13 protein-coding genes and 1 tRNA gene are annotated in these 11,681 nt (G+C 71.6%); 1 reads left to right on the forward strand and 13 read right to left on the reverse strand.

Features of this window, described 5'->3' with window-relative positions:
- Positions 1–42 precede the first annotated feature (42 nt).
- From ACYVM4_RS09660 to rpsB, 9 genes are all read right to left on the reverse strand, one after another.
- Complete coding sequence (locus ACYVM4_RS09660; RefSeq protein WP_017834137.1) at positions 43–315, reverse strand: GlsB/YeaQ/YmgE family stress response membrane protein; 273 nt, start codon at positions 313–315, stop codon at positions 43–45.
- Between the two features lie 221 nt (positions 316–536).
- Entirely contained in the window at positions 537–2,168 is a 1,632-nt protein-coding gene (locus tag ACYVM4_RS09665) for a solute symporter family protein (protein ID WP_368820677.1), read from the reverse strand.
- Positions 2,169–2,171: 3 nt separating this feature from the next.
- Positions 2,172–2,552, reverse strand: coding sequence for a DUF485 domain-containing protein (locus ACYVM4_RS09670; protein ID WP_460668382.1), 381 nt, complete (start codon positions 2,550–2,552; stop codon positions 2,172–2,174).
- A gap of 164 nt (positions 2,553–2,716) precedes the next feature.
- Complete coding sequence (locus ACYVM4_RS09675; RefSeq protein ID WP_460668383.1) at positions 2,717–3,325, reverse strand: DivIVA domain-containing protein; 609 nt, start codon at positions 3,323–3,325, stop codon at positions 2,717–2,719.
- A 25-nt stretch (positions 3,326–3,350) separates the two neighbouring features.
- Positions 3,351–4,307 (reverse strand): phosphatidate cytidylyltransferase, encoded by a 957-nt coding sequence (locus ACYVM4_RS09680; protein ID WP_460668384.1) that lies wholly within the window; start codon positions 4,305–4,307, stop codon positions 3,351–3,353.
- On the reverse strand, positions 4,307–4,864 hold the full coding sequence (frr, locus tag ACYVM4_RS09685; RefSeq protein ID WP_460668385.1) for a ribosome recycling factor: 558 nt from the start codon (positions 4,862–4,864) through the stop codon (positions 4,307–4,309). The genes ACYVM4_RS09680 and frr overlap by 1 nt, the downstream gene beginning before the upstream one ends.
- A 126-nt stretch (positions 4,865–4,990) precedes the next feature.
- Positions 4,991–5,764, reverse strand: coding sequence for a UMP kinase (gene pyrH / locus ACYVM4_RS09690; RefSeq protein WP_460668386.1), 774 nt, complete (start codon positions 5,762–5,764; stop codon positions 4,991–4,993).
- Positions 5,765–5,995: 231 nt separating this feature from the next.
- Positions 5,996–6,826, reverse strand: a complete 831-nt coding sequence (gene tsf, locus ACYVM4_RS09695) for a translation elongation factor Ts (RefSeq protein WP_460668387.1) — start codon at positions 6,824–6,826, stop codon at positions 5,996–5,998.
- Positions 6,827–6,936: 110 nt separating this feature from the next.
- A complete protein-coding gene (rpsB, locus tag ACYVM4_RS09700) occupies positions 6,937–7,851 on the reverse strand; it encodes a 30S ribosomal protein S2 (protein WP_368820684.1) in 915 nt (304 codons plus the stop codon).
- A gap of 438 nt (positions 7,852–8,289) precedes the next feature.
- Here rpsB and ACYVM4_RS09705 point away from each other — a divergent pair, with 438 nt between their 5' ends.
- On the forward strand, positions 8,290–8,907 hold the full coding sequence (locus ACYVM4_RS09705) for a M23 family metallopeptidase (RefSeq protein WP_460668388.1): 618 nt from the start codon (positions 8,290–8,292) through the stop codon (positions 8,905–8,907).
- Here ACYVM4_RS09705 and ACYVM4_RS09710 read toward each other — a convergent pair.
- From ACYVM4_RS09710 to ACYVM4_RS09725, 4 genes are all read right to left on the reverse strand, one after another.
- A complete protein-coding gene (locus ACYVM4_RS09710) occupies positions 8,889–9,104 on the reverse strand; it encodes a hypothetical protein (protein ID WP_368820686.1) in 216 nt (71 codons plus the stop codon). The genes ACYVM4_RS09705 and ACYVM4_RS09710 overlap by 19 nt on opposite strands.
- 139 nt (positions 9,105–9,243) lie before the next feature.
- Positions 9,244–9,317 (reverse strand) — tRNA-Ile (locus ACYVM4_RS09715).
- 33 nt (positions 9,318–9,350) lie between these two features.
- Complete coding sequence (locus ACYVM4_RS09720) at positions 9,351–10,604, reverse strand: glycosyltransferase (protein ID WP_460668389.1); 1,254 nt, start codon at positions 10,602–10,604, stop codon at positions 9,351–9,353.
- Positions 10,601–11,578, reverse strand: coding sequence for a DMT family transporter (locus ACYVM4_RS09725; RefSeq protein WP_368820688.1), 978 nt, complete (start codon positions 11,576–11,578; stop codon positions 10,601–10,603). Before ACYVM4_RS09725 ends, ACYVM4_RS09720 begins: the two co-directional genes overlap by 4 nt.
- Positions 11,579–11,681 lie beyond the last annotated feature (103 nt).

Here is an 11,681-nt window from a genome sequence, read left to right on the forward strand (position 1 = left end):
CCGGAAACGGTGGACGGGGCCTCGGCGACCGACGGGGTCGGGTCAGCGCGTGGCGCGACCCTTGCGGCCGGAGACCGCGCCCCAGATGAAGAGCACGATGAGGGCTCCCACGACGGCGGTGATGATGGTGCCGATGTCGAACGCGGACTCGAGGTCCCCGATGCCGATCAGCGAGCCCAGGAAGCCTCCGAGGAGGGCCCCGACGATGCCGAGGACGATGGTGACGATGATGCCGCCACCCTGGCTGCCCGGCATGATGAGCTTGGCGAGGGCACCGGCGATGAGGCCGAGGATGATCCAGCTGATGATTCCCATGATGGCTCCTTATCCGTCCCGGGAGGGACTTTCATTGTACGCAACCGGCGAGTATCCCTGGAATACCCTGAGGTTGCTTCTGTCCATCACCCTAGCCGACGGTCAGCCCCCTGTCTGTTCTCGATGGCGAATCGACGTGTGTCCCCGGACACGGACCGGCCCGCCGGAAGCCGTGGCTGCGGGCGGGCCGGACATCCTCCCAGGTGGGAGCGGAGAATCCGTCAGTGGGCGACGGGCTTCTCCGCGCCGATGCCTGTGAGGGAGCGCACCTCCATCTCGGACTGCTTGACCGGGTCCTCGAGACGGCGCTCCGTCATGGAACCGATGAAGCCGAGGAGGAAGGAGGCCGGGATCGAGACGATGCCCGGGTTCTGCAACGGGAACCACGCGAAGTCGGCCGTCGGGATCATCGACGTCTCGGTGCCGGACATGACTGGGGAGAAGATGATGAGGCCCACCGAGATGATCAGGCCGCCGTACATCGACCAGACCGCGCCGCGGGTGGTGAAGCGCCGCCAGTAGAGGGAGTACAGGATGGTCGGCAGGTTCGCCGAGGCCGCGACCGCGAAGGCGAGCGCCACGAGGAACGCGACGTTCTGACCCTGCGCGCCGATGCCGCCGGCGATGGACACCAGGCCGATGACCACCACGGTGGTCTTCGCGACCTTCAGCTCCTTGCGGGGATCGGAGTCGCCCTTCTTGATCACGCTGGTGTAGATGTCGTGGGCGAAGGAGGCGGAGGCGGTGATGGCCAGGCCGGCGACGACCGCGAGGATCGTGGCGAAGGCCACGGCCGCGATGATGCCCATCAGCAGCGATCCGCCGAGCTCGAAGGCCAGCAGCGGGGCCGCGGAGTTCACGCCGCCCGGGGCCGCCTGGATCCGCTCGGCGCCGATGAGGGCCGCCGCGCCGAAGCCCAGGATCAGGGTGAAGAGGTAGAACAGGCCGATCAGCGAGATGGCCCAGACCACGGAGGTGCGGGCCTCCTTGGCGGTGGGCACCGTGTAGAAGCGCATCAGCACGTGGGGCAGGCCCGCGGCGCCGAAGACGAGGGCCAGGCCCAGGGAGATGAAGTCCAGCTTGCTGGTCTCGCTCACGCCGTACTTCAGGCCCGGTTCGAGGATGGCGGGATTGCCGGAGACCGCGACCGCGTCACCGAGCAGGGAGGAGAAGTTGAAGCCGTAGAGCGCCAGGATCCAGACGGTCATGACGGCCACGCCCGTGACCAGGAGCACGGCCTTGATGATCTGCACGTAGGTGGTGCCCTTCATCCCGCCCACGAGGACGTAGACGATCATGAGCACGCCCACGACCACGATGACGAGCGACTGCCCGGCCTTCGAACCGATGCCCAGCAGCAGCGACACCAGCGCACCGGCGCCGGCCATCTGGGCCAGCAGGTAGAACGCGGACACGGCGAGGGTGGAGATGGAGGCCGCCACGCGCACGGGGCGCTGGCGCAGGCGGAAGGACAGCACGTCGGCCATCGTGAACTTGCCGGTGTTGCGCAGGAGCTCGGCGATGAGCAGCAGCGCCACGAGCCAGGCCACGAGGAAGCCGATCGAGTAGAGGAACCCGTCGTAGCCCTGGAGGGCGATCGCGCCCACGATGCCCAGGAAGGACGCCGCCGAGAGGTAGTCGCCCGCGATGGCCAGGCCGTTCTGGGTGCCGCTGAAGCCGCGGCCGCCGGCGTAGTAGTCGGCGGCCGTGGAGGTGGACTTCGAGGCGCGGAGGACGATGACCATCGTGACGACGACGAACGCGCCGAAGATGGAGATGTTGATCCAGGGCGTGCCGACCGTCTCCGTGGTGGTGGCGGTCATGGGCGCGAGCGCGGAGTGCAGGTGGTGCATCGGTCAGTTCTCCTGTCCGTGGACGCCGCGGGGGGCTCCGACAGAGGGCTCGAGGCGCTCCCGGATGGCCGTGGCCTTCGGGTCCAGCTTGCGGTTGGCGAAGGACACGTAGGCGCCCGTGATGGCGAAGGTCGTGACGAACTGGAGCAGACCCAGAACCACGCCCAGGTTGACGTTGCCGATGACCTGGACGGCGAACAGCTGCGGCACGTACATGGCGAGCACCACGTACAGCAGGTACCAGACCAGGAAGGCGATGGCGAGCGGGAAGACGAAGCCGCGGTGGGTCTTCCGCAGCTCCTGGAACTCTGGCGACCGCTGGGCCGCGGGGAAGTCGACGTCGGCGACGAGGTCGTCGGCGTCGATGGGTGGCTGGTTGGACATGGGCTACCTCCTCATGTGATGTGGCCCACACTAGGCCGTTGTATGCACAGGAGCAAGGTCAAACACCCAGAAGTTGCTTTTTCGGGGTCAGGGACGACATGGAAGGGTGATTCTGGACGGCACCCGGTGCAGCCTGTATACACAGACGCTTCGGGTGGCCCGGTTCAGCGGGAGGCCAGGAGCAGCTGGACGGCGCGGTCCAGGAAGGCGTCCACCTGCTGCTCCTCGTAGCTGCGCTCGCCCTGCGCGGGCGGGAAGACGGCCCGGCGCAGCTCGGCCGGCTCGAGGGGGGCGGCATCCGTCAGCCGGGCGCCGAGGCGCTCGCAGAGCACGTCCACGTGGGCCGCGGAGTAGCCCTGGGCCCGTGGCCGGGAGGGCCGCCGGAACCGCTGGGTGCGCGGCCGGTCGAGACGGTTCCGGAGGAGCCGGGTGAGGGCGTCGAGGTGCTGCTGCCAGGCCTCGGGGCCCCGGGCGCGCAGGCACCGTTCGCGCTCGGCCGCGGCGAGCGACTCCTCGGCCGCGTCCAGCACCTCGTCGACGGCCTCCGGCCGGTAGCCGCCCCGCGCGCCGGCGAAGACGGCCGCGCGCACCTGCGTGCTGAGCACGGTCCCGGACCCGTACTCCGGTCCGGGACCGTGCGGGGCGTCCTGCAGGGCCGCGTGCACGGCGGCCAGGAAGTCGTCCACCTGGGCGACGTCGTACCCGCGCTCCGCCTCGGCGCACCGCGGGATGCGGGCGGTGGCGGGCGGGGCTCCTGGGCGTTCGGGGGTCATGGGCAGCGGGTCCTGGACGCCCGGCTCAGGCGCTCGCGGCGAAGAGCGCGAAGAGCAGGTACCCGGCGGGGACGGCGAAGAGGATGGAGTCGATGCGGTCCATCACTCCCCCGTGGCCGGGCAGGAGGGTGCCCATGTCCTTGATCCCCAGCTCGCGCTTGACCATGGACTCGGAGAAGTCGCCGAGCGTCGCGGCGAGGACGAGGACCGCGGCGAGCACGGCACCCTCCCACCAGGCGTGGTCGAGCAGCAGGACGGCGCACAGGACGCCGATCAGCACCGAGCCGCCCAGCGATCCGGCGAAGCCCTCCCAGGACTTCTTCGGGCTGATCCGCGGTGCCATGGGGTGGCGGCCCCAGACCACTCCCACGGCGTAGCCGCAGGTGTCCGAGCCGACGGCCAGCAGCATGACGGTGAGCACCTTCAGGGGGCCCGAGTCGGTGTGGTAGAGCAGCAGGGCGATGCTGAGCAGGAAACCCACCCATACCAGGGCGAAGACGGAGCCCATGATCGACAGGATCATGCCGTCCCGGTCCCCCAGGGCCCGCCAGACGATCACGAGCGTCAGCCCGACGATCACGGCCATCATGAGCGCCTCGCCGCCCCCGGCGAACGCCGCGAGGGGCATCAGCACGCCCGCGGTCACCGCCGGGACACGCGGAATGACGATGCCGCGGTAGCGCAGCGACCGGCCCACCTCCCAGACGCCGATCCCTGCGGCCGTCCCGGCGAAGAGCGCCAGGACGAGGGGCTGGACGAACAGCCCCACGAGCAGGGTCCCGATGAGCACCACGGCGACGCCCACGGCGGCCGGCAGGTTGCGGCCGGCGCGCGAGGGCGCGGTGTGCCGGCGCCCCGGCGTGCCCGGGGTCGTCGCGGTGCCGGCCGGGGCGGGCGCCGGCCGGGCACGTGGGGAGAAGGCCCCCCCGGCGGTTCCCGGGGAAGCCTTCGTCTCCTGGTGCGGTCGTGGCTGGTCCGGCATCAGACCTGCAGCAGCTCCGCTTCCTTGTTCTTGAGCATCTCGTCGATCTGGTCGATGTGCTTCTTGGTCGCAGCGTCGAGGTCCTTCTCGGCGCGCTTGCCCTCGTCCTCGCCGATGTCGCCGTCCTTGACGACCTTCTCGATCTGGTCCTTGGCGTGCCGGCGGATGTTGCGCACGGAGACGCGGGCCTCCTCGGCCTTGTGGCCGACGACCTTGACGTACTCCTTGCGCCGTTCCTGCGTCAGCTCCGGCATGACCACGCGGATGACGTTGCCGTCGTTGGCGGGGTTCGCCCCGATGTCCGAGTTGCGCAGCGCCTTCTCGATGTCGTTGAGCGCGGTGCGGTCGTACGGCGTGATGAGCAGCGTGCGCGCCTCGGGGTTCTGGAAGGAGGCCAGCTGCTGGAGCGGGGTGGGGGTGCCGTAGTACTCGACCAGCAGGTTCGAGAAGAGGGAGGGGTTGGCCCGGCCGGTGCGGATCGCGGCGAAGTCCTCCTTGGCGCCGTCCACGGCCTTGCCCATCTTGGTCTTCGCTTCGGACATGGTCTCTGAGATCACGTAGGGGCTCCTTCGTCGTGTCGCACGGAGTCCTCCGCGCGGGGTCGGTTCGGCCGGTGGGCGCGCGGGAACCGCGCCGCCCGGCCGTGCTGGCCCCAGTCTAGCCGGGGGCCGTCCCGCGCCGGCTCACGTGGTGACGAGGGTGCCGATCTGCTCCCCGAGGATGGCGCGGGTGACGTTGCCCTCGCCCTCCATGCCGAACACGCGCATCGTCACGTCGTTGTCGCGGCACAGGCTGAAGGCCGTCTGGTCCATGACCCGGATGTCGCGGGCGAGGGCCTCGCCGTAGGTGAGGGTGGACAGCCGCTGGGCGTCCGGGTTGGTGCGGGGGTCGGCGGTGTAGACGCCGTCCACCCCGTTCTTCGCCATGAGGACCTCGTCCGCGTGGACCTCCAGTGCGCGCTGGGCCGCGACGGTGTCGGTGGAGAAGTAGGGCAGCCCGGCGCCGGCGCCGAAGATCACGACGCGGTCCTTCTCCATGTGGCGGATGGCCCGGCGCGGGATGTAGACCTCGGCCACCTGCTCCATCTTGATCGCGGACTGCACGCGGGTGTCGACCCCGCACTGCTCGAGGAAGTCCTGCAGTGCCAGGCAGTTCATGACGGTGCCGAGCATCCCCATGTAGTCCGCCCGGGAACGGTCCATGCCGGCCTGGGAGAGCTCCGCGCCGCGGAAGAAGTTGCCGCCACCCACCACGATCGCGGTCTCGACCTGGCCCACGGTGGCCGCGATCTGCTCGGCGATGTCACGGACCACGCGCGTGTCCACCCCGATGGAGCCGCCGCCGAAGACCTCGCCGGAGAGCTTCAGCAGCACGCGCCGGCGGGCGGGGGCGACCCGGGGGTCCCTGCTCAGGCGCAGGGCCTCGTCCTTGATCTCGGAGGCAGAAGTGGTGGGCATGGTTCCTCCCGGGGACGACGGAGCTGCGTGGACCGGCTCGGCCCCGTGAGGGTGCAGCTGGCTCGGGGCGGGCCTCCCTCAGCATACAGAACGCACCTGCCCCCCGACGCCCGCATCCGGGGCCTCGAGGGCGTCGCCGCAGGTGGTGCCGGGAACGGCGAAGGAGGCGTCCCTGCAGAGCAGGAACGCCTCCTTCGAGGGAGCGGGCGACCGGCGCCCGGACGGGACCGGTCAGGCGCCGACGCGGAAGCGGGCGAAGGCCGTGGCGGACGCGCCGGCCTCCTCGAGCACCTTGGCGACGGTCTTCTTGGAGTCCTTGGCGAAGTCCTGGTCGAGCAGGACGACGTCCTTGAAGTAGCCCTTGAGCCGGCCGTTGATGATGTTCGGGAGGATCTTCTCCGGCTTGCCCTCGGCGCGGGCGGTCTCCTCGGCGACGCGCTTCTCCGACTCGACGGTCTCGGCGGGCACGTCCTCCTGGGAGAGGAACGTCGGGGACATCGCGGCGATGTGCACCGCGACGTCGTGGGCGACCTGCCCGGAGTCGGCACCGCCGACGGCCAGCAGCACGCCGACCTGCGCCGGGAGGTCCTTGGAGGTCTTGTGCAGGTAGACGGCCACGTTGTCGCCCTCGACGCGGGCGATGCGGCGGACGACGACCTTCTCGCCGAGCAGGGCACCGGTCTCGGTGACGAGCTCGGAGACGGCCTTGCCGTCCACCTGGGCGTCCATGAGGGACTCGAGCGTGGTGGCGTCGGCGGCCACCGCGGCGTCGAGCACCTTGTTGCCGAACTCGACGAACGGGGCGGACTTGGCCACGAAGTCGGTCTCGGAGTTGACCTCGACCATGTACCCGACGGTGCCCTCGACGCGCGCGGCGACGAGACCCTCGGCCGTGGCCCGGCCCTCGCGCTTGGTGACGCCCTTGAGGCCCTTGACGCGGATGATCTCTTGCGCCTTCTGGAGGTCGCCGTCGGCCTCGTCGAGCGCCTTCTTGACGTCCAGCATGCCGGCGCCGGTGCGCTCGCGCAGGGCCTTGATCTCAGTGGCGGTGTAGTTCGCCATGGAAACTCCTCACTCAGTCGGTGGTGCCGGCCGGGGCGGGCGTGGACCCACCCCGGCCGGCCTCGGGCGGGGACGACGCCCCGCCGGGGGAAACGGACGGTGGACGGAGACTACTCGGCGGCGGTCTCGGTCTCGGCCGGAGCAGCGGCCTCGGCGGGAGCCTCGGTCTCGGCCGGGGCCTCGGTCGCGGCGGCGGTCTCGGTCTCGGCCGGGGCGGCGGTCTCGGCCGGGGCCTCGGTCGCGGCGGTCTGCTCGGCGGCGTGCTGCTCGAGCAGCTCGCGCTCCCACTCGGCCATCGGCTCGGCGGCCTGGTCGGCGCCGCCGGACTTCTTGTTGTGGCGCTCCATGAGGCCCTCGGCCACGGCGTCGGCGATCACTCGGGTCAGCAGATTGACGGAGCGGATGGCGTCGTCGTTGCCCGGGATCGGGAAGGCGACCTCGTCGGGGTCGCAGTTGGTGTCGAGGATCGCCACCACGGGGATGCCCAGCTTCTGGGCCTCGTCCACCGCGAGGTGCTCCTTCTTGGTGTCCACGATCCAGATCAGGGACGGGGCCTTGGTGAGGTTGCGGATGCCGCCGAGGGTGCGCTCCAGCTTCTCCTTCTCGCGGCGCAGGAGCAGGAGCTCCTTCTTGGTGTACTGCGAGCCGGCGACGTCGTCGAAGTCGATCTCCTCGAGCTCCTTCATGCGCTCGATGCGCTTGGAGACCGTGGCGAAGTTGGTGAGCATGCCGCCGAGCCAGCGGTGGTTCACGTAGGGCATGCCCACGCGGGTGGCCTGCTCGGCGATGGCCTCCTGGGCCTGCTTCTTCGTGCCGACGAAGAGGATGGTGCCGCCGTGGGCCACGGTGGTCCTGACGGCCTCGTAGGCGCGGTCGATGAAGGACAGCGACTGCTGGAGGTCGATGATGTAGATGCCGTTGCGCTCGGTGAAGATGAAGCGCTTCATCTTCGGGTTCCAGCGGCGGGTCTGGTGGCCGAAGTGCACGCCGCTGTCGAGGAGCTGGCGCATGGTAACGACGGACATGTCGTCTCCTGGTCTCTCGTGCGGGAGGGCGTGCGACGACGCCCGGCCCGCGGGTTCGGTTCTCGGCTGCGTCCGGCGGACGAGCCCCTGGCGCAGCGGTGGGCGGACCCTGTGGGGTCCGTTCCCCGACCGCCGTGCCGCACCCCGTCGGGACGGGGTCGCGGACCGGGGCGGCCGGACCGGGACAGGAGGTCCCGGCGGCGCTGCGCGCGAAGTCAGCTGCTCTCCTCCGCGCCGTCGGCTCCGGCGTCGGGGCCGGGTCCGGGAGGGTCGCGAGGGCGCGCCACGAGGGCGCGTCAGAGCACACTGCGGGGTCAAGTGTACTACAGGGCCTCGTCCGCCCTGCACACGGCCGGGGCTGCCGGAGGAGCTCCGGATGCGTCCACAGCACGGTACGGGGCGGCACTTCACCCGGCACCGGGGCTCCACAGTGGGAGCATGCCCGTCCGGTCCTTCCCGCGTTCCCGACGCCTGCGCCCGCCGCACATCCTGACGGTGCGGTCCGGGACGGTGCGGTTCGGGACGGTGCGGTCCGGCACCGTCCCGGTCGGGGCGCTGGTGCTGGCGCTGGTGCTCGGGGCCGCACTCCCCTCCCCCGGCTCGGCGGCGCAGGGGTGGGCGTGGCCGCTGTCACCGCGGCCGGCCGTGGTCGGCGAGTGGGTTCCGCCCGCCCAACGGTGGGCGCAGGGCCACCGGGGCATGGACCTGGACGCCGCCCCGGCCGCGGCCGTGCACGCCCCGGCGGCGGGAACGGTGAGCTTCGTGGGGTTCGTGGTGGACCGCCCGGTGCTCACCCTCGACCACGGCGGGGGCGTGCGCTCGAGCTTCGAGCCCGTCGAGTCGGTCCTGGTCGCCGGGGACCGGGTGCGCCGCGGTCAGGTCGTGGGCGTGCTGCGAGGCCGCGACCACTGCGGCCCGCGGACGTGCCTGCACTGGGGCGTGCGCCGGGACGGCGAGTACGTCAACCCGCTGCAGTTCGTCGGCGCGCTCGAGCCGTCGGTGCTGCTGCCCGTGCCCGAGACGCTGCGCGCGGCCGCTCAGCCCTTGTCGTCCTGAGCGTCGTCGACGCCCTGCTCGACCTCCTCGACGACGTCCTTGGCGCCCTCCTGGACCTGGTCGGCGCCCTGCTCGACCTCCTGCTGGACCTCGTCGGCGCCCTGCTCGACCTCTTCGGAGGTGGTGTCGCAGCCGGTCAGGGCGGCGAGCGCCAGGGCGGCGACGGACAGGAGACTCCACGGCGTGCGGCGGCTCATCTCGGCGTCCTCTCGGTGGGTGGTGCGCGGATCGGACCACCAGTGCACCACATCCGCGGGGGACGCGCACCCGGTGGGCGGGCCGGGCGGACAGGAGCACCCCTCCCACCGGCAGGTGCACGGTGGAAGGGGTGACGGGTAGGGCCGGTGGGGCTTGAACCCACGACCGAAGGATTATGAGTCCTCTGCTCTGACCAGCTGAGCTACGGCCCCGCGCCGGAACGGGCCCGGCGGCGCAGCACCACGTTACCGCACGAGCGAGGCCAGCCTGGTCCGGATCCGTCGCGGTCCCGCGGCCCGGGCGCGCGCGGGCTCCGCGTGCTCGCCGCGGTAGAGCCGCAGGAACGTCTCCAGGGTCCGCGGGAAGCTGTGCTGCGCGACCTTGCGGCGGCTCTCGCGGCCCATCCTCCGGCGCTCCTCGGGCGGGGCTCCGAGGACGAGGGCGAGCTTGCGCGCCAGGTCCTGCGCGTCGCCGGGGGTGAAGAGCCAACCGTTGATACCGTCGTCGGCCAGGTGCGGCAGGGCCCGCGCGTCGGCCAGGACGACGGGCCGGGACGCCGCCATCGCCTCGAGGGTGACCAGCGACTGCAGCTCGGCCGTGCCCGGCTGGCAGAACACGTCGGCCCGGAGGTAGGCCGCGCGCAGGTCCTCGTCGGGGACGTAGCCCAGGAAGCGGACCCGCTGGGCCACCCCGAGGGCCCGCGCCAGCTTCTCGAGCGCGGGACGCTGCTCGCCGTCGCCCACGAGCTCCAGGCGGGCGTCGAGCTCGGCCGGCAGCATGGAGAAGGCCTCGATGAGCACGTCCACGTTCTTCTCGACCGCCAGCCGGCCGGCGAACAGGACGGTCGGGTGCCCGGCCGGCTGCCGCCGCTCACCGTCGTGGGCCTCGTAGTCGGCGATCCGGATCCCGTTGGACACGGCGAGCACGGTGTCGGGGAAGCCGTTGCGGCGCATGTCGTCCACCGCGAGCGGGGTGGGGGCGGTCACCACGTCGCAGGCGCCGAACACGCGCACCATGTCCCGCCACGACACCGCACGGTAGCGGTTGAGCACCCACGCCGGGAACGGGAGGAACGGCTCCAGGTTCTCGGGGACGAAGTGGTTGGTGCCCACGGTGCGGATGCCCCGGCGCCCGGCCTCCCGCACCAGCAGCCGGCCGATGATGTAGTGACACTGGACATGGACGACGTCGGGGCGCACCTCGTCCAGCACACGGCGGATCTCCCCGGCGACCTGCCACGGGAAGCACAGGCGGAAGTAGGGGTGGGTGAAGGCCCGGTGGGAACGGAGGCGGTGCTCGACCACGCCGTCGTCATCGGCCACGGACGACGGTCCGGGTCCGGGGCGGGCGCACACGATGTGCACCCGGTGGCCCTGCTCGTGCAGGCCCCGGGCGAGGCGGTGCGCGAACTGCGCGGCTCCGTTGACGTCCGGCGGATAGGTCTCGGGGCCCAGGAGGACAGTGAGGGGGCGGTCGGCGGTCGCGGTGTGGGCGCTCAAGCGGGTCTTCCCGGTCGGTCGTGTGCTGGGCGGTCTGGTGATGCGGGCGGCGGTGCGGAGGATCCTGGAGCATGCTGTGCCCGGTCCTGCCGTGCGAGCTCGGCGCGGCGCTCGAGCACCTCCGGGTGGTGCTGCGAGAGCACGGCGACCCCGACTATAGCAATGCCGCCGGCCACGGCCATGAGCACCCCGACGGGAACGGAGAAGTCCGGCACCGCCTCGCCCAGGACCAGCAGCCCCAAGAGCACGCCCACCATGGGGTCGATCACGGTCAGACCCGCGATCACGAGGTCCGGCGGTCCCGCCGCGAACGCCGTCTGCACGAACCACCCGCCCAGCACGGCCGCGACGACGGCGGTGCCCACGGCGAGCCAGTTGACGTCGTCCAGGGGCGTCCCGGTACTGCCCTGGATGCGGATGAGGGTCAGCCGCACGAGCACCGCCACGAAGCCGTAGAGGATGCCGGCCCCCACCACGTAGAAGGTCCCGCCGAGGCTCCGGCCGAACATCGCCGCGGAGACCCCCAGGACACAGGTCAGCACCACGAGCATGACCACCACGGTGCGCTCGGCCCACTGCGAGATGCCCTGGGCGGGGTCGGTCGCCGCCACCGCGCACGTCACGAAGACCGCACCGCCCGCGGTGCACAGCCCGATCGCCGTCCAGGTGCGCCGGTTGATCCGCAGCCGGCGGTGCCGGGCGTGCAGCAGCGTGGTGATGACCAGGGCCACGACGCCGATCGGCTGGACCACCGTCACGGTGGCCAGTCCGAGCGCCGTGACGTTGAGCCCGGTGCCGACGCCCAGCAGGGTCAGCCCGAGCAACCAGCGGGGACGGCGCAGGAGCACCGGGATGCTGCCCAGGCCCAGCCGTCCGTGCGCGATGTCGGCCACGGCGCTGCCCTGTTGCTGCGTCCCGACGGCCAGGCACACGGCCGAGAGCAACGCCAGGGCGACGGCCAGCCACTGGCTCATGGCACGCACCGATCTGTCGTCACGACCGGGAGTCTACCGAGCCGGCCCACCCGTCCGCCCCGGGTTGCGTGGACACCCGGTGAACGCACGGGAAAGGCCCGGA

Source organism: Kocuria himachalensis, from assembly GCF_054784195.1.